Origin of the sequence: Microbacterium sp. P26, from assembly GCF_023712585.1 — a bacterium.
GTDB lineage: Bacteria > Actinomycetota > Actinomycetes > Actinomycetales > Microbacteriaceae > Microbacterium > Microbacterium algihabitans_A.
The window spans coordinates 78,561-96,661 of record NZ_JAMAXZ010000004.1 but is presented as its reverse complement, the minus strand read 5'-3'; the positions used below and the strand labels follow the sequence as shown (position 1 = coordinate 96,661).

At 71.1% G+C, this 18,101-nt stretch carries 15 protein-coding genes; 9 read left to right on the top strand and 6 right to left on the bottom strand.

The window, feature by feature from the left end; genetic code table 11:
• Positions 1 to 59: 59 nt before the first annotated feature.
• From M3667_RS09715 to M3667_RS09705, 3 genes are all read right to left on the bottom strand, one after another.
• Entirely contained in the window at positions 60 to 1,409 is a 1,350-nt protein-coding gene (locus M3667_RS09715) for a sugar ABC transporter substrate-binding protein (protein WP_251507650.1), read from the bottom strand.
• Positions 1,410 to 1,497: 88 nt separating this feature from the next.
• Positions 1,498 to 2,307 carry a carbohydrate ABC transporter permease gene (locus M3667_RS09710; protein WP_154097726.1) on the bottom strand — a complete coding sequence of 270 codons (810 nt, stop codon included), beginning with the start codon at positions 2,305 to 2,307 and terminating at the stop codon, positions 1,498 to 1,500.
• Between the two features lie 122 nt (positions 2,308 to 2,429).
• Positions 2,430 to 3,353: a carbohydrate ABC transporter permease gene (locus M3667_RS09705; protein ID WP_251507647.1), complete on the bottom strand. Its 924-nt coding sequence runs from the start codon at positions 3,351 to 3,353 to the stop codon at positions 2,430 to 2,432.
• 114 nt (positions 3,354 to 3,467) lie between these two features.
• Between M3667_RS09705 and M3667_RS09700 the strand changes: the two genes are divergently transcribed.
• On the top strand, positions 3,468 to 4,523 hold the full coding sequence (locus M3667_RS09700; RefSeq protein WP_251507644.1) for a LacI family DNA-binding transcriptional regulator: 1,056 nt from the start codon (positions 3,468 to 3,470) through the stop codon (positions 4,521 to 4,523).
• A gap of 82 nt (positions 4,524 to 4,605) precedes the next feature.
• On the opposite strand, the gene M3667_RS09695 is transcribed toward M3667_RS09700, so the two are convergent.
• The 3 genes from M3667_RS09695 to M3667_RS09685 are packed head-to-tail and all read right to left on the bottom strand — an operon-like array spanning position 4,606 to position 9,223.
• Positions 4,606 to 6,195, bottom strand: coding sequence for a DapH/DapD/GlmU-related protein (locus tag M3667_RS09695; protein WP_251507642.1), 1,590 nt, complete (start codon positions 6,193 to 6,195; stop codon positions 4,606 to 4,608).
• Positions 6,192 to 7,298 (bottom strand): substrate-binding domain-containing protein, encoded by a 1,107-nt coding sequence (locus M3667_RS09690; RefSeq protein ID WP_251507640.1) that lies wholly within the window; start codon positions 7,296 to 7,298, stop codon positions 6,192 to 6,194. Before M3667_RS09690 ends, M3667_RS09695 begins: the two co-directional genes overlap by 4 nt.
• Positions 7,295 to 9,223 (bottom strand): heparinase II/III family protein, encoded by a 1,929-nt coding sequence (locus tag M3667_RS09685; protein ID WP_251507638.1) that lies wholly within the window; start codon positions 9,221 to 9,223, stop codon positions 7,295 to 7,297. Before M3667_RS09685 ends, M3667_RS09690 begins: the two co-directional genes overlap by 4 nt.
• 157 nt (positions 9,224 to 9,380) lie before the next feature.
• On the opposite strand from M3667_RS09685, the gene M3667_RS09680 reads away from it, so the two are divergent.
• The 8 genes from M3667_RS09680 to kduD all read left to right on the top strand — a co-directional run bounded on the left by M3667_RS09680 (position 9,381) and on the right by kduD (position 18,088).
• A complete protein-coding gene (locus M3667_RS09680) occupies positions 9,381 to 11,381 on the top strand; it encodes a DUF2264 domain-containing protein (RefSeq protein ID WP_251507934.1) in 2,001 nt (666 codons plus the stop codon).
• Positions 11,378 to 12,679, top strand: a complete 1,302-nt coding sequence (locus M3667_RS09675; protein WP_251507636.1) for an ABC transporter substrate-binding protein — start codon at positions 11,378 to 11,380, stop codon at positions 12,677 to 12,679. The genes M3667_RS09680 and M3667_RS09675 overlap by 4 nt, the downstream gene beginning before the upstream one ends.
• A gap of 73 nt (positions 12,680 to 12,752) precedes the next feature.
• Positions 12,753 to 13,691 (top strand): carbohydrate ABC transporter permease, encoded by a 939-nt coding sequence (locus tag M3667_RS09670; RefSeq protein WP_144834610.1) that lies wholly within the window; start codon positions 12,753 to 12,755, stop codon positions 13,689 to 13,691.
• On the top strand, positions 13,691 to 14,608 hold the full coding sequence (locus M3667_RS09665; protein WP_251507634.1) for a carbohydrate ABC transporter permease: 918 nt from the start codon (positions 13,691 to 13,693) through the stop codon (positions 14,606 to 14,608). The genes M3667_RS09670 and M3667_RS09665 overlap by 1 nt, the downstream gene beginning before the upstream one ends.
• A gap of 3 nt (positions 14,609 to 14,611) precedes the next feature.
• Entirely contained in the window at positions 14,612 to 15,283 is a 672-nt protein-coding gene (locus tag M3667_RS09660) for a ferredoxin-NADPH reductase (protein WP_251507632.1), read from the top strand.
• A gap of 17 nt (positions 15,284 to 15,300) precedes the next feature.
• Entirely contained in the window at positions 15,301 to 16,470 is a 1,170-nt protein-coding gene (locus M3667_RS09655; RefSeq protein ID WP_251507630.1) for a glycoside hydrolase family 88 protein, read from the top strand.
• Positions 16,464 to 17,327 (top strand): fumarylacetoacetate hydrolase family protein, encoded by an 864-nt coding sequence (locus M3667_RS09650; RefSeq protein WP_251507628.1) that lies wholly within the window; start codon positions 16,464 to 16,466, stop codon positions 17,325 to 17,327. Before M3667_RS09655 ends, M3667_RS09650 begins: the two co-directional genes overlap by 7 nt.
• Entirely contained in the window at positions 17,324 to 18,088 is a 765-nt protein-coding gene (gene kduD, locus M3667_RS09645) for a 2-dehydro-3-deoxy-D-gluconate 5-dehydrogenase KduD (protein ID WP_285837646.1), read from the top strand. The genes M3667_RS09650 and kduD overlap by 4 nt, the downstream gene beginning before the upstream one ends.
• Positions 18,089 to 18,101: the final 13 nt, after the last annotated feature.

The window sequence follows — 18,101 nt, the reverse complement described above, 5'->3', positions numbered from 1 at the left end:
TCCTGGCGTGAGAAGGGGCGGGCCGCAGGCGATCGCTGCGACCCGCCCCGAGGGATTGCTTACTTGTTGACCGAGAAGCCCTGGTCGTTGCCGTACTGCACGAGCTGGTCCTGCCAGGTCGTCAGACCCGCGTTCAGGTCGCTCTTGTTGGCGTAGGCCTGGCCGACCGTGTCGCTGAAGATGCTGTTCGCGTACACCTGGAAGGGCAGGTAGCTCCAGCCCTCGCGGACCTCGCTCGAGGCCTGGGTGAGCACCTCGTTGATCTTCTGGCCGCCGAAGTAGTCCGAGGCCTGGTCGACGAACGCGGGGTCGCTCAGCTGAGCGGTGGTGGAGGGGAAGCCGCCCGACTCGGCGAAGATCTTGATGCTCTCCTCGTCGTTGTTCAGCCACTTCAGGAAGCCGGCCGCGAGAGCGGGGTTCTTGCTCTGCTTGACCACGGCCTGACCGCCGCCGCCGTTCTCGGCAGTGACAGGCGTGCCGTCGTAGGTCGGGATGGGCGCGACGGCCCACTTGCCGGAGCCCTCGGGAACCGAGGCCTCGAGCGAGCCGGGCATCCAGGCGCCCGTGATGAGCGAGGCGATCGAGCCATCACCGAGGCCCTTGAACCACTCGTCGCTCCATGAGGGGGTGTCGGCGAGCAAACCGCCCTCGATGAAACGGTTCCAGTTGTCGGCGAAGGTCTTCGACCCCTCGTCCTGCAGGTCGACGGTCACGTCGGTGCCGGAGGTTGTGAAGGGGGTGCCGCCGGCCTGCCAGATCATGCTCGTGGCGAAGCCGGAGTCGCCGGTGTCGGAGGTGATGTACTTCGACGGGTCGGCGGCGTGCAGCTTCTGCGCTGCGGCGTAGTACTCGTCCCACGTGGTGGGCACCGAGATGCCGAACTGGTCGAAGACCTCCTTGTTGTAGAACAGGGCCATGGGGCCCGAGTCCTGCGGAAGGCCGTAGATCTTGCCGTCGAACTGCACCGAGTTCCACGGCCCCGAACTGTAGTCGCCCGAGAGGTCGCCGAAGCCGTACGACGACAGGTCGAGCAGCGAGTCGGAGAGGGCGAACTGCGGGAAGGCGTAGTACTCGATCTGCACGACGTCGGGGGCGCCCGAGCCGGCCTTGATGGCGTTCTGCAGCTTGGTGTACTCGTCGGTGTTGGTGCCCGCGTTGACGAGGTTGACCTTGACCTCGGGGTACTTCTCCTGGAAGGCCTTGACCTGCGCCTCGGCCGAGGGGGTCCACGACCAGTACGTGATCTCGCCGCCGGCCTCGAGGGCCTTCTCGATGTCGTCGGCCGAGCCGGCGGCACCGCCCCCGGCGCCGCCTCCCGAGCACGCGGTGAGCGCGCCCACCGACAGGGCGGTGGCGGCGACGGCGAAGACGGCCCGCCGCGCGGCGGATCCCTTGCGCATGAATGTCATCGGATTCCTCTACTTCGTTGTTGTGGATGTGGTGCGGGTGCAGGTGCGGCGACCCGGAACGGATGCCGCGGGGAAGGGAGTCAGGGGGTCACTGTTTGACGCTGCCGGCGCTGAGGCCCGACTGCCAGAAGCGCTGCAGCACGAGGAACGCGGCGACGATCGGGATGATCGACAGCAGGGCCCCGGTGATGACGAGGTTGTAGATCGGCTGGGCGCCGACGCCGGTCGCCTGGGCGTTCCACTGGTTGAGGCCGACGGTCAGCGGGTACCAGGCCGGGTCGCTCAGCATGATCAGCGGGAGGAAGTAGTTGTTCCAGGTCGCGACGACGGCGAACAGCAGCACCGTGACGATGCCGGGGGTCAGCAGCCGGATCGAGATGGTGAAGAAGGTGCGGAACTCGCCCGCGCCGTCCATGCGCGCGGCCTCGAGCAGCTCGGTGGGGATGGCGTCCGAGGCGTAGACCCAGATGAGGTACAGACCGAACGGGCTGATGAGCGAGGGGATGATGATCGCCCACGGGGTGTTGGTGAGCCCCAGCTGGCTGAACAGCAGGAAGGTCGGCACCGCCAGCGCGGTTCCGGGCACGGCGATCGCGCCGAGCACGACCGCGAAGACCGCCTTGCGACCGCGGAAGTTGTATTTCGCCAGTCCGTAGCCGGCGAGGGTGGCCAGCAGCGTCGCACCGCCCGCCCCGACGACGACGTAGAGCAGCGTGTTGCCGAGCCAGCGCACGAAGATGCCGTCGCGGTAGGTGAGGGTCGCGGCGATGTTGTCGAACAGGGCGAAGCTGTTGCCCGGGCCCAGGCCGAACGTGGTGAACAGGTCGGGCTGGGTCTTGGTGGCGTTGATGAGCAGCCAGGCCAGCGGCACGAGCGTGTACAGCAGGTACAGGCCCATCACGATGCTCAGCACGACCGACTTCTTGCTACGCGGTGTGGAGCTGCGGGCGAAGCCGCGGGGGCGGCGGGCCGCGGGGGCGGTCACGCTGACGGTGTCGGTGCGGGGTGCGGTCGCGGTGGTCATCGCGCCTCCTGACGTGAGCCGCGCAGCTGCACGACGTAGGCGATGACGGCCGTGATGATGCCCATGATGATGGCGATCGTGGCCGCGTAGTTGTATTGCTGGCCGGCGAACGAGAGGTTGTACGCGTACATGTTCGGAGTGAAGAACGTCGAGATCGTGTTCGGGGCCAGGGGCTTGAGGATGTTCGGCTCGTTGAAGAGCTGGAAGCTGCCGATGATCGAGAAGATCGTGGCGATGACGATCGCGCCACGGACCGCGGGGATCTTGATCGAGAAGATGGTGCGCCACGCTCCGGCGCCGTCGATGGATGCCGCTTCGTACAACTCGTTCGGAATCGTCTTCAGCGACGAGTAGAAGATCAGCATGTTGTAGCCGACGAACTGCCAGGTGACGATGTTGCCGATCGACACGAGCATCCACTCGGGCACGAACGGCTGTACGACGTTGCCGCCGAGGAGGTCATTGAGGTTGCGCGTCAAGCCGAACTGGTCGCCGTAGATGTATCCCCACATCAGCACCGCGACGACGGCGGGCACGGCGTAGGGCAGGAAGATCACGATGCGGTAGAAGCCGGCGGCGTGCAGGCGCGCGCTGTCGATGGCGAGCGCCGCGGCCAGCGCGAGCAGCAGCATGACCGGCACCTGCACGACGAGGAAGATCGCGACGCGCCCCAGGCCGTCCCAGAACTTCTCGTCGCCGAGGGCGGTGACGTAGTTGTCGAGGCCGACGAAGGCGTTGCCGCCGATCAGCTGGTCGCGGAACAGGCTCAGGTAGATCGAGAACGCGAGCGGGGCGAGGAACACCAGCGCGAACACGAGCGCGAACGGTGCCACGAACAGCCAGCCGCGGTCGTCGATACGGGAGCGCCGCTTGCGCTTCGGGGAGCGCAGGGCGGGCGGGGGTGCCGCGGTGGTCGTCATCGTCCGGTGCCTCTTCATTGGTGCGCATCCGGGTCGGGGGTGGCTCGGATGTTGACGTAAACATAACCCGGTCCACGCTAGGGTGTCAACGTCAACATCCCAGAGGGGGCCCGAATGAGCGAGACGACGACGACGTCGCCCGCGATCCCGCCGCGCGGGCGCCGCCGCGAAGTGTCGATGGCCGATGTGGCCGTGGCCGCGGGCGTCTCGGGCCAGACGGTCTCGCGCGTGGCGAACGGTCGCACCAACGTCGATCCCGACACCCGGCAGCGCGTGCTCGATGCGATGGCGACCCTCGGCTACCGCCCCAACAGCGCGGCGCGGGCGCTGCGCTCCGGGCGCTTCCGCAGCATCGGCGTGATCATGTTCTCGCTCAGCTCCTACGGCAACACGCGCACCCTCGACGCCCTCGCGTCGGTGGCCGCGGCATCCGGATACTCCATCACCCTCATCACGCTGCACTCCGCGTCGCAGTCCGACGTGTCGGGGGCGTTCCTGCGCCTGCGCGAACACGCCGTCGACGGCATCGTGATCCTCATCGAGACGCACCGCCTCGGCGAGAACGAGCTGTCGATCCCCTCGGGGCTGCCGGTCGTGGTCGTCGACTCCAGCGCCGACTATCCCTACGCGGTCGTCGACAACGACCAGGCGCAAGGCGCGCGACTGGCCACCGAGCACCTGCTCGACCTGGGCCACGAGAGCGTCTGGCACGTGTCGGGCCCGCTCGAGTCGTTCGCCGCCGAGCGTCGCCGCGTCGCGTGGCGTGCCGCCCTCGAGTCACGCGGATGCCGCGTGCCCGACGTGCTGATCGGCGACTGGACCGCGGAGTCCGGCCATCGCATCGGCGCCGATCTCGCGCAGCGACCCGAGGTGACGGCGGTGTTCGCCGCGAACGACCAGATGGCGCTCGGGGTGATCCGCGCCCTGCACGAGGCGGGCCGGAACGTGCCGGGCGAGGTCAGCGTGGTCGGTTTCGACGACATGCCCGAGGCCGCGAACTTCTGGCCCCCGCTGACCACCGTGCGGCAGCGTTTCGAGCGCGTGGGCGAAGAGGCCATGAGCGCCTTGATCGCCGACATCGAGGGGTCGGGCGGCGAGCACGCCCGCACCCTCGTTCCGACCTCGCTGGTCGTGCGCGCGAGCTCCGGCCCGCGACGTTCGAGCGCGTGAGGCGCCAAGAATTGTCGCTTCGGGGTGCCCGCAGGCGACAGATCTTGGCGCCTCACGCGCGTTCCGGCGTTGCGAGGCGTCCTCAGAGCGGCGCGGGCTCGGGCCGGTGCACCCCGCGCGGGCGATAGCCCAGGGCGTCGGAGGCCTCGAGCAGGTCGGCGAGGTACCAGACGATGGCGAGCCACATCTCGGTGCCCTGCAGCCCCGGGTCGTCGGCGTCGAGGCGGAACGCCGCGCCGGCGCCGTCGCACCAGCCGGTGAGCGCGTGGCGCAGCAGCTCGCCCGCGAGCTCGCGCACCTCCGTGCGGCGGTAGCCCGTCTGCCGGGTGAGCCAGAGGGGGTGGGCGATGTCGAGCACCGTGCACGCGTCGCGGCGGTCGGGGCGCATCCACCGGTCGTCGCGCGCGTGGCGCAGCACCGTGTCGATGACGGCTTCGGGGTGGGCGGGCGCGACACCGAACTGGGCGAGGGTCCCGCGCGAGGCGCGGTAGAAGCCGTTGACGAGCAGCCGCAGTCCCTCGTCGGGCCGGGCGGAGCCCCACATGCCGGTGCCGGGATCCGCGCGCAGGGCGAGCCACCCGAAGAGGGCCTCCGCCGTGCCGGGGGCGACCCGGTCGCCGCGCCGGCGGCTCCACCGCAGGGCGGTGCCGAACGCGTCGACGTGATGGCCGGCCCGCCAGGGATCGTCGGTCCACGGCAGGTCGTCGAGACGCGAGACGACGGCGGCCGCGTCGTCGGCGACGTCGAGGAACGGATGCCGGAACCCGGCGCCCAGCAGATCGAGGGCGTACCCCGCGCTGAGCACGCCGTAGGCCGCGTCGGGGTCGTCCCAGAGTGAGGCGGCATCCGTCATCAATCCCGTGTGCGGTCGCTGCTGCCCCGCGATGCGCTCGACCCATTCGTCGCGCGAGCCGCCCGGCGGAGGCCCAGCCGTCAGCAGATCGCTCAGCTCGACCGCGTCGCACAGTGCCCGCAGCGACGAGGCGGCGCCCGTGCGATCGCGGAAGCCGTCGTCGGTGGCGCGTGTCGCGAGGATCGCGGGAAGGTCGGCGCGCGCGGTGTCGGCGAACCGGCGCAGGTCGTCGTGCAGAGAGGGCGCAGCGGATGCCGGCTGCACGCGCCACCGCAGCAGCCGGGCGGGATTGCCGCCCACGATCGCGCCCGCGGCAACGTCCTTCGTCACGACCGCCCCCGCCGCGAGCACCGCGTGGTCGCCGACCGAGACGCCGTCGAGCACCACGACGTGCGAGCCGATCCAGACGTCGGAGCCGATGCGCACGCCGCGCGAGGTCAACGGTTGCCGGAAGACCTCCACCCCGGGCTCGAACGAGTGGTTGAACCCGATGATCGAGGTGTGCGCCCCCACGCGCACCGCGTCGCCGAGCTGCACGTCGCCGCGCACGACCGTGTACGGGTTGATCGAGCAATCGGCACCGATCCGCACCGACCCGGTGAGGTACGCCCCCGTCGCGATGTACGAGCGGTCGCCGAGGGTGAGCTCGTCGGCATCCACCCCGGCGTGCTCCGACACGAACACCTCGTCGCCCAGCGACCACCCCGGGTGCGCGGTGCGCAGCTCGTCGAGGTGCGCGCTCTGGCGCCGCTGTTCGGCAGGTGACGCGGCGCCGGGGAACGTCCACGGCGAGAAGTCGTGGGCCGCGGGGCCCGTCATGATCGCGGGGCCGCCGTCGAGGCGCGGATGTTCAGGCGCGGGCTGAGCTGCACGCGGTGCACGGGACGATCGGGCTCCGCGATGCGCCGGGCCAGCAGCTCGACCGCCGCCTCGCCGACGCTCGCGCGCGGAGGGCTGACGGCGGTGAGAGCGGGCGTGAACAACTGCGCCACCTCATCGTCGTACGCGATGATCGACAGGTCGTCGGGCACCGAGATGCCGCGGGTCAGGGCCAGGTCGACGAAGGCCATCGCCTCGGGGTCGGAGTGCACGAGCAGAGCCGTCACCCCCGTGGCGAGCGCCGAGTCGAGCGTGGCGTTGACGACGGCGGAGAAGTCGGGGCTCGTGCGGTCGGGCAGGGTCTGCTCGAAGTGATCGGCCGGCGTGAGCTCCAGCTCCTCGCACGCCGTCTGCCAGCCGCGCGCGATCTTGCGCGAGGTGGGGGAGTGACGCGACAGGATGAGTCCCACCTTGCGGTGCCCGAGGGTGGCGAGGTGACGCGCGGCCAGCAGGGCGCCGAGGGCGTGGTCGGTGGTGACCGACTCCATCGGCGTCCCGCCGGGCTCGAGCACGGCGTCACGCTCGACCAGCACGCTGGGCACCGGGCAGTCGGCGAGCCAGGCCATGACGTCGCGGGCGTGGGCGGTGTCGGTGTTGGGCGCGACGATCAACCCGCGCACGTCGCCGCCGGCGACCAGGCGCTCGAGCACGGGGCGTTCGTCCTGCAGCTCGTACGAGGCGCCGCGCAGCAGCATCTTGTACCCGAGTCGGCCGGCCGCATCTTCCATGCCCCGCACCACCCCGGGCCAGTAGTAGGCCAGTGAGGGGACCAGCACGGCGATCGAGCCGACAGCGGTGTCGGCGCCGTCGGCGTCGCGCGCTGACCGAGCGGGCGCGGTTTCGCCGGGCACGGCGCCGCCGTGCACGCGGCGCAGCACGCCCTCCTTCTCGAGCTGGGCGAGGTCGCGCCGCAGCGTCACGGTGGCCACACCGAGGTCTTCGGTCAGCTGCGAGATGCGCACGGCTCCCTCGGTGCGCAGGGCGCTCACGATGTGGGCGCGGCGCTCGGCGGCCAGGGGCGCGTGCGGGGTGGTGTCGGTCATGGGGAGTCCTCGGTCGGTGTGTCCAGTTCTACCGTGAGCCGGAGCGTGGTGCGGGATGCCAGGGGCAGGGCGAGGCGCGTGAGTCGCGGTCCCCACACCTCGGTGAGCAGGGGGTCGTCGAGATCGCGCACCTCGGCGCGCGCGTCGATGCCGTCGGGCCACCGCACGCGAACCGGGCGGCCGTCTGCGATCGGGCGGACGAGCGTTGAGCCGGCGTCGAGGTCGACGTCGCCGGCGACGATGAGGTGCAGCACCGTGTCATCGCTGGTCCAGGCGCCGTCGTCGAACCGCCAGTCGTCGGTGATTTCGACGCGTGCGGCATCGCGGTCGAGCTCGGCGCGGCGTCGCCATTCGGCGAGCCCGGCTCCGGGGTACGCCCCGGCCAGGTCGACCGAGAAGACCGACCGGCCGTCGCCGATCACGGCTGCGGCGTCGCGGGCCGCGGCATCCGCCCCCGCGGGCTGACCCGTGCCGCGCACGACGGGCACGTTGTGCCACGCGCTCTGCATCGTCCAGATGTCGTAGCGGTCGGGACCGAAGGTGGCCGCGGTGTAGGTGGGGCGCCCGGCGTCGACGATGACCGGCACGCCATCGACCGCGACGACGAACGAGCCGACGTCGTTGTGGTTGTGGTGCTCGCCGTTGTGGCCGCCCTTGGCGACGAGCGTCAGTCCGCGCGGAGTTCCCGCGCTCTCGCGGGCGAGGAAGACCTGGGTCGAGGGGAGCCACACGTCGCGGGGGAGGGGCGCCCGAGTCGGAGCCGCCGCGAGCCAGTCCGGGTCGGTCAGTCCGCGCAACAGGCGTCCGAGGCCCTCCCGCTCGGTCGCGGCCGGCGCGGCGGGGTGACGATGCGAGGCGGCGAGGGCGGCGGCATCCGCGTCGCCGAACCGGCGCGCCGCGCGGTGCAGAGCGTGCCAAGGCTGGTCCGCGGGCGGGCGCGCCTGCCCGTCGGCGTGGTTGACGTACCAGTCGCCGCCGAGATGGCTGCGGTGCGGAAAGGCGACGGTCTCGCGCAGGGCCCCGATGCCGGTGGCGTCCCAGGCCCCGTCGGTGGCGTGGGCGAGCACGTCGAGCACCTCGAGGGCGCGGCAGGCGCCGTTCCACCAGTAGGCGTAGCCCTCGTCGATCGCGCCGTCGGCGGGGAGGGAGGCGACGTAGCGGTCGAGTCCTTCGACGGCGAGGGCGATGATCGCCGCCCGTTCCTCCCGTTCGTCGGGCTGGTCGAGCAGGCGGAGCGCGGCGACGACGATATTGCCGTGGATCCACGGGTTCCAGTTGTGCACGTCGCCGTCGAGCCCGATCCAGTGCCAGTCGCGCCGTCGCACGAAGGGCTCGAAGATGCGCGTGCGGGCCTCGTGCCGCACGCGGGCGCGCAGGCCCGGGGCGCGATCGTCGAGGGCCGCGCCGAGCAGGTGGTCGATCCAGGCGAGTTGCGCCACGATCTCTCCCGCGCCCAGGTCGACGAACGGGTCGGTGACGGTGGCGAGCACGGCTCCGTGCACGCGGAACGTGTCGTCGTGCGCGGGCCAGCACCACGAGCTCTGCTCGCACAGCATCACGACCCCGTCGACGACCTCGTCGATCCAGGTCTCGTCGAGGGTCACGGCGGCCATCGCGGCGGCGCGGCTCAGTCGGCGCTGGCGGGCGAAGGCGGCGTCCTCCCAGGCGGTCCGGTCGCCGTCGCGGTGCACCCGGGCGGCGTCGCTCGCCCGCGGCTGCGGCCACGCGGCGGTGCGCTCGGCCTCCGCCGTCGCGCGCAGTGCATCGATGCCGCGGGCGTCGACAGTGGCGCCGGGGGCCCAGGCGGCACGGTCGGTCGCCGGGCGGAGGGGGAGGGCGTCGTCGGCATGGCGCAGCACCGCGGCGGCGGGTGCGGAGAACGCCTCGGCGAGGGGCCCGCGGAACGCGGGGGACGGGAACAACATCGGTCTCCTTCAGCGGGGTGGGCCGCTAAATCGATCATAAACGATCAGTACCATTCAAGAAAAGTGTTGTGGTGTTCTTTTTTGGTTGATACGCTCGCCATCGTTCACCTCACGACCCTCGGGGTGGACGACGGTCTTCGAAGGAGAACCCGTGGCGATGAACGCCCTCCCCCGCCTCGCCGGCGGTCGACGCGACGACTGGCTCGCCGTCGCCGACGCGCTGCTCGGCGCCGCGCAGGAGCACGCGACGCCCGGCCACGGCCGCATCCAGTTTCCCGGCGACGAGGGCGGCTACGGTCGCGACGTCGACGGCCTCGAAGGCTTCGCCCGCGTCTTCCTCCTCGCGGGCCTGCGCATCGCCGGTGCAGAGGGGCAGGGCGTCGACGACCTCATCGCCTTCTTCGCACGCGGCGTGCGCTCCGGCGTCGATCCCTCGGCCCCCGACCGCTGGGTGCGCATCGACGAGCACGCGCAGGCCAAGGTCGAAGCCGCCTCGCTCGCCCTCGCGCTCGATCTCACCCGCCCCTGGATCTGGGACCGGCTCGACGCGACCACCCGCGCCCGGGTCATCGCCTATCTCGCGCCCGTCGTCGGCGACGACACCTATCCGCAGACCAACTGGGTCTGGTTCCGCATCGTCGTCGAGACCTTCCTCCGCTCGGTCGGGGGCCCCTGGTCGGCCGACGACATCGCCGCCGACCTCGACCGGCACGACTCGTTCGTCCGCACCGACGGCTGGCTCGCCGACGGCGAAGAGCGCGCCTTCGACCACTACGTCGGCTGGGCGCTGCACGTCTACCCCGTGCTGTGGCCGCGCATGACCGGGGCCGCCGAGCTCGCCGCCGGCCGCACCACCGCAGACGTCGCGCGTCTCGACCGCTTCCTCCTCGACGCCCTGCACCTCGTCGGCGCCGACGGCTCCCCCCTGCTGCAGGGCCGCAGCCTCATCTACCGTTTCGCCGCCGCCGCACCCTTCTGGGTCGGTGTCCTGGCCGAGGTTCCCTCGACCAGCGCGGGCCGTCTGCGCGGAGCCGCCGCGCGCATCATCGACCACTTCACCGCGAACGGGGCTCCGGATGCCGCGGGCGTGCTCACCCTCGGGTGGCACGGCCCGTGGCGTGCGCTCGCGCAGTCGTACTCCGGCCCCGGCTCGCCGTACTGGGCGGTCAAAGGCCTGCTCGGTATCTGCCTGCCCGCCGAGCACCCCGTCTGGAACGCCGCCGACGAGCCGCTGCCCGTCGAAGAGGGCGACGACTTGCGCGCGATCGACGCGGCCGGGTGGATCGTCTCGGGCACCCGCTCCGACGGCATCGTGCGCGTGGTCAACCACGGCACCGACAAGGCGCTCCCCGGCGCGCGCACCGCGGACTCGCCCCTGTACGCCCGCATCGGCTACTCGACGGCCACCTCGCCCCTGCTCGACGACCTCGCGTGGACCGAGCCGCTCGAGCAGTCCGCCGTACTGGTCGACGCCGCGGGGCGGGCCACGCACCGCACCGCGCTCGAGCCCCTCGGCGCGCGCGTCGTCGACGGCGTGGGCATCGCCTCGAGCGCGTCGGACGTGCACTGGGTCGACCCCTCGCCCACCGGCCACCGCCACGGCGCGGGGCTCGCGGGAGTGATCCGTTCGGCGGGCCGCATGAGCGTGCACTCCCTCGTGCGCGGCCCGTGGGAGATCCGCATCGCGATCCTCGACGCGCTCGCCGATGGCCTCGAGGCCTCCGGCCTCCGCCTCCGCATGGGCGGGTGGCCGATCGCGGCCGCCGACCCCGCGCACTCCACCTCGACGGGCGGCGCCCAGGCCCAGGCGGACGGCCGGGTCTCCGGCATCCGGGCCCTGGTCGACGACGCGACCTCGCAGGTGGTCGTCCGCCGCGACGCCAGCCCGCTGGGCGTCGTCGCGGCCGTGCCGGTGCTCTCGTGGGACGCGCGCATCGGCGTCCCCTTCGCGGCTCTCGTCTCGCTGGCCGCCGAGCCGGTCGAGACCGTCGCGAGCCTCGACCTCGACGAGACCACGGGGACCGCGCTGGTGACGTGGCCCGACGGGCTGCGCACGCGCACCCCCCTCACAGACTCCGGAGCCTCCCGTAGGGCGCACCGGCACTCTCGGGCCCGAAGCGGCGCCCGGAACGCAATCGCAAAGGAGCAGCACGCATGAAGCGCAAGATCATCGTCGCGACCGGGGTGGGCATCGTCGCCGCCCTGTCGCTGACCGCCTGCAGCGGCGGATCGTCCGAGGCGCCCGCCGAGTCGGGCCCCGTCACCCTGTCGATGTCGGGCTGGAGCCTCAGCACGACGCCGGAGTTCCAGGCCCTCGCCGACAAGTTCCACGAGGAGAACCCCGACATCACCGTCGAGGTCAAGGAATACGACGCGACCAACTACGACACCCTGATGACGGCCGACCTCGCCGCAGGCACCGGTCCCGACATCATCACGCAGAAGAACCTCAAGTCGTTCATCACCTACCAGGCCGGCAACCAGCTCGCCGACGTCTCCGACGTGAGCCTGCCCGACGGCATCGGCGGCGCCGGCGCGTTCCAGGTCGACGGCGCGACGTGGGCGGTGCCCTACCGCCAGGACTCGTGGGTGCTCTTCTACAACAAGGACCTCTTCACCCAGGCCGGCGTCGCCGAACCCGACGGGTCGTGGACGTGGGACGACTACGAGAAGGCCGCGAAGGAGCTCACCACCAAGCTCGGCGCCGCCGGCTCCGCCGCCCTCGGCACCTACCAGCACAGCTGGCAGTCCACCGTCCAGGGCTTCGCCAACGCGCAGACCCCCGACGTGAACATCCTCGACGGCGAGTACGACTACCTGAAGCCGTACTACGAGCGCGTGCTCGACCTGCAGTCGGCGGGCGCGCAGGTGGAGTACAACACCGTCACCGCCAACAAGCTGACCTACCAGGCCGAGTTCGGCAAGCAGTCCGCCGCGATGATGCCCATGGGCACCTGGTACGTCGCGACCCTCATCGCCCAGCAGGCCAAGGGTGAGGCCGACGCCTTCTCGTGGGGCTTCGCGCCGATCCCGCAGTTCGACTCCTCGACGACGGGGACCTCTGAGACCCCGGTGACCTTCGGCGACCCGACCGGCTTCGCCGTGAACAAGGCGGCGGATGCCACCAAGCTCGCCGCCGCGAAGAAGTTCCTCGCCTTCGCCGCCGGTGAAGACGGCGCCCAGGTGCTCGCGGGTCTGGGCATCACTCCCGCGCTGACGAGCGACTCCGTCGCCGACACGTACTTCGCCGTGAAGGGCGCCCCGAGCGACGATCTGTCGAAGTTCGCCTGGTCGACGCACGACACCAAGCCCGAGAACCCCACCTCGGCCAAGACCGCGGCCGTGCAGAACATCCTGCTCGACCTGCACACCGCCGTGATGTCGGGGTCGACGTCGATCGACGACGCCATCAAGACGGCTCAGGACCGCGTGAAGAGCGAGGTCGGCGTCGGCTGACGCCACCCCCCCCGGTGGCCGGTCCGCTCCCGGGCCGGCCACCCCTGAGATCCCCTCGAGACCTGGAGACACCATGGCGACCATCGCCGACACCCGCAAGCGGGCGCCGAAGACCGGGCCGGACCGGCCGCGGAGCCGCTCCCGTCTGACGCTGCGCAGCACCCTCATCGGGTGGAGCTTCATCCTCCCCAACTTCGTGGGGTTCGCCGCCCTCACGCTCGTGCCCGTCGTGACGTTGTTCTACATGTCGATGACGAACTGGAACGTCTTCGGGTCGTCCGCGTTCGTCGGGATCGCGAACTTCCAGCGACTCCTCGGCGACGGCAGCTTCCGCATCGCGCTGTTCAACACGCTGTACTACGCCGCTCTGCACATCCCGCTGACGATGATCGTCGCGCTGGGACTCGCCCTGCTGCTGAACAACAAGCTGCGCGGGGTCGCCTTCTTCCGCACCGCCGCGTTCTTCCCCTACATCACCTCGATCGTCGCGATCGCGGTCGTCTGGAACCTGCTCTTCAGCCCCGAGTACGGGCCCATCAACGAGATCCTGCGGTTCTTCGGCCTGCAGAACCCGCCGGGGTGGCTCACCTCGTCGGAGTGGGCGATGCCCGCCGTCGTCATCATCAGCACGTGGCGCGACATGGGCTACTACATGATCCTGTTCCTCGCGGGCCTGCAGACCGTGCCGCGCGAGCTGCACGAGGCCGCCCGCGTCGACGGAGCCAACGTCTGGCAGCGCTTCGTCAACGTCACGCTGCCGTGCCTGCGCCCGACGACCTTCTTCGTCACCGTGATGCTGACCATCAACTCGTTCAAGATCTTCGATCTGATCCTGGTGATGACCCAGGGCGGGCCCGGCCAGTCGACCCTCGTGCTGTCGCAGTTCATCTACCAGAAGGGTTTCCAGGAGAACCAGTTCGGGTACGCCTCGGCGGCCTCCATCGTGCTCTTCCTCCTCTGCATCGTGGTGACCCTCGTGCAGTTCTTCATCAACAAGAAGCGGGACGCCTGATGACCGACCTCCTCGTTCCCGACGCCACCCGCACGCTCGTCACCGCGGGGGCCAAGCCGCCGCGCCGTCGTCCCGTCGCGGGGGCGAAGCGCCCCGCGCGCCGCATCGGCCGCGTCGTCGGCTACGCCGTGATGATCCTCGCGGCGGTGGCGCTGCTCATGCCGTTCTTCTGGATGATCATGAGCTCGCTCAAGACGCCCAACGACGTCTTCAGCGCCCCCGTGAAGTGGTTCCCCGAGACGTGGGTGTGGAGCAACTACGTCGACATCTGGACGCAGTCCGGCATGCTGACGTGGATCCGCAACACGCTCGTGCTCGCGGTGGTCGTCACCTTCCTGCAGGTGCTGACCGGCTCGTTCGCCGCATACGGGTTCTCGCGCATGCGCTTCCCCGGCCGCGACGTGCTGTTCCTCGTCTACATCGGCACGATCGCCGTGCCGTGGCAGTCGTACATGATTCCGCAGTTCATCCTGCTCTCCAACGCCAAGGTCTCGAACACCCTCTGGGCGATCATCCTGATCCAGGCGTTCGGCGCCTTCGGGGTGTTCCTGATGAAGCAGTACTACGACACCATCCCCGAAGACCTCTCCGAGGCCGCGCGGCTCGACGGGCTGAGCGAGTACGGCATCTGGGCGCGCATCATGCTGCCCCTGTCGATCCCCGCGATCGCGAGCCTCACGCTGCTGACCTTCGTGAACACGTGGAACGACTACCTGGGGCCGCTCATCTACCTGCGCAGCCCCGACCTGTGGACCATCCAGCTGGGGCTCCAGAGCTTCGTGAGCACCCTGTACGACGCCAACTACGCCCTGCTGTTCGCCGGGCTCACCATGTCGGTCGTCCCGATCGCGATTGTCTTCCTCTTCGGACAGAAGTACTTCGTCGAGGGCATCGCGACCAGCGGAATGAAGGGCTGAGCCGTGCGCCGCATCTCCCACGACACGTACGCGAGCGTCTTCGCGACGGTCTACCTCGGGCTGATCGTCAACGTGATGCTGGCCGTCGCGTGCGCGCCGTTCCTCATCGTCGCCATGACGACCGACCCCGCGGCCTCCTGGCCGCTGCTGCTGCTCACTGCGCCGCTGTGCGCTCCGGCACTCGCGGGGGCCCTCACCGCGTTCCGTGCGCACGGCCTGGGGGAGGGGCGCGTCGTGCGCGTCTTCTGGGCCGGCTGGCGCCGGACCGCCGGCAAGTCGCTCGCGATCGGCGCGCTCGCCGCCGTCGTGGTGACGCTGGCGCTGATCGACGTGCGCGCCGTCGCCACGGCGTCGTGGGGCGTGCTCGTCGTGCCGTTGTGCCTGAGCGTCGTGCTGCTCGCGCTGGCCGTCGCGCCGGTCGCGCTGACCGCCCTGGTCGAGGCGCCCGGTACTCCTCTGCGCGTGCTGCTGTCGACGGCCGCGGTGCTCGCCGTGCGCCGCTGGTACCTCAGCGCCGTCAGCCTGCTGGTGCTCGCGGGGCAGGCCGTGCTGTTCACCACCTCCCCGGCGCTTGCTCTGGGCCTGACGGCCGCCCCCGCTCTCTACCTGGTGTGGGCCAACGCCCGCTTCAGCCTCCGTCCCGTGCTGCCGGCCGATGCCGCCGTGGCCGTCTGACCTGAAGGATTCCCCCGATGACGACCTCCCTCCCCACCGCTCGCGTGGACACCGATCGCGCGATCGCGCAGGTGCTGGCCACGGTGCGGGCCAACATCGACGCCTTCGGCGAGCGCTACCCCGACGACACCACCCGTGACAACCGCTACCCGCTCCGCCCCGCCGTGCCCGGTTTCGCCGAGGGGGCGAACCGCGGCTGGACCACGAGCTTCTGGCCGGGCATGCAGTGGATCGCCTACGAGCTGACCGGCGACGACGTGTTCCGCGACGCCGCGCTCGGCCACGCCGCCGACTTCGGTCGCCGGGTCCGCGAAGAGCGCGATCTCGACACCCACGACCTCGGCTTCCTCTACACGCTGTCATGCGTGGCGCCCGCGCGCCTGGTCGACGACGCCGAGGCCCGCGCGAGCGCCCTGTCGGCGGCCGAACACCTCATGACGCGGTACCTGCCCTCGGCCGGGATCATCCAGGCCTGGGGCGACCTCGCCGACCCCGCGCAGCGCGGTCGCACGATCATCGACAGCCTCATGAACATGCCGCTGCTGACGTGGGCCGCCGAGCAGACCGGCGACTCCCGCTTCAGCGAGGTGGTGTCCCGGCACACGGCCGAGCTGCGCACGCGCATCCTGCGCCCCGACGGGTCCACCTTCCACACCTTCTATTGGGATGCCGAGACGGGCGAGCCGCTGCGCGGAGCGACGGAGCAGGGCGCCTTCGACGACTCGTGCTGGGCACGCGGACAGGCCTGGGGCATCTACGGCTTCGCGCTGAACCACCGCGCCACCGGCGACGAGGCGCTGCTCGAGGCCTCCCGCACGTGCGCCGAGTACTTCCTCTCGCACCTGCCCGCCGACGATGTCCCCTTCTGGGACCTCGTGTACAACGACGGCGCCGAAGCCCCGCGCGACAGCTCGTCGGGCGCGATCGCGGTGTGCGGACTGTTCGAGCTGGCCGAGGCCGACCCCGAGAACGCGTCCCGCTGGCGCGCGGCGGCCGAGCGCATCCTCACCTCGCTCATCGCCCACTACACCCCGGCCCGGGCCGACGACGCCGACACCGTGCTGCTGCACAGCGTGTACGACCTGCCCAAGAACGTCGGCGTCGACGAGGGGACCCTCTGGGGCGACTACTTCTACTTCGAGGCGCTCGCGCGCGCCTCGCGTCCCGATTGGCGGCCCGTGTGGTGAGGCTCGCGCGCATTGACGGCGGCGCCGGCGAGCGGTCGGTCGCCGTGGTCGCGGGAACGACCGGCGATCACGTGCTCGACCTCGGCCCCCGGCCGCTGGGCGAGCTGTTCGCCGAGGTCGACGGCATCCGGGATCTGATCGAGACGACGGATGCCGCGACCCTGCCGCCTCTCGACCCCTCGAGCCTGCGCGCGCCGGTGCGGCCGCGCATCCTCGCCTGCCTCGGATACAACTACCGCGGCCACGTGCCCGACGGCGTCGACCCGACGACCGACGACCCGGCCACGCCCGACGTGTTCGTGAAGACCGCGAACACGCTCGGTGGGCCGAACGACCCCGTCGTCGTCCCCGCCGTCGCCGACGACGTCGACTACGAGGGCGAGGTCGCGGTCGTCATCGGGCGCCGCGCACACGACGTTCCCCTGGCCGAGGCGATGTCGTACGTCGCCGGGTACACCGTGCTCAACGACGTGTCCGACCGCTCGTGGCAGCGCAAGCAGAGCCAGTGGGCGCTCGGCAAATGCTTCGACGGCTTCGCGCCCCTCGGTCCGTGGCTCGTGACCGCCGACGAGGTCGACCCGCAGAACCTGCTCGTCGAGGTCGTGCGCGACGGGGTCGTGACCGTCTCGCAGTCGACGGCGACGACCATCTTCTCGGTCGCCTTCGTCGTGCACCACCTGAGCCAGGTCATGACCCTCGAGCCCGGAGACGTCGTCTCGACGGGCACGCCGCAGAAGCTCCCCGACGCCCAGGAGGCGCACCGGCCCCTCGCCCCCGGCGACGCCGTGACCGTGCGCATCTCGGGCCTCGGCGAGCTCACCACCACCTTCGTCGCACCCCCGGGAGACTCCGCATGATCCTCGACACCTTCCGACTCGACGGCCGCGTCGCCGTCATCACCGGTTCGAGCCGCGGGCTCGGCCAAGGGGCGGCCCTCGCTCTCGCCGAGGCCGGAGCCGACCTCGTGCTCATCGACCGCGGCGACGCCTCGCACACCGCCGAGCTCGCGCGCGGCCTCGGGCGGCGCGTGCACACGGTGCAGCGCGACTTCGCCACGGCCACGCCCGCCGAGCTCGCCGGAGCGATCGACGAGGCCGCCGACGCCCTCGGTCGCGTCGACATCCTCGTCAACAACGCCGGCACGATCCGCCGCGCCCCCGCCGCCGAGCACGCGACGAGCGACTGGGACGAGGTCATGGCGGTCAACGTCGACGCGGTGTTCCACCTGTCGCAGGCCGCCGGGCGCCGCATGATCGACCAGGGCTGGGGGCGCATCGTGAATGTCGCCTCGATGCTGTCGTTCCAGGGTGGCATCCTCGTCCCGGGCTATGCGGCGAGCAAGCACGCGGTCGCGGGACTCACCAAGGCGCTGGCGAACGAGTGGGCGGCATCCGGAGTCACCGTCAACGCGATCGCCCCGGGCTACATGGCCACCGACAACACCGCACCCATCCGCGCCGATGCCGACCGCGAGGCGTCGATCCTCGCCCGCATCCCCGCCGCCCGCTGGGGCACCCCGGCCGATCTGCAGGGCGCCTTCGTCTTCCTCGCCTCCGACGCCGCCGCGTACGTCACCGGCGCGGTGATCCCCGTCGACGGCGGGTGGCTGGTCCGCTGACGCGCGCCGCCGC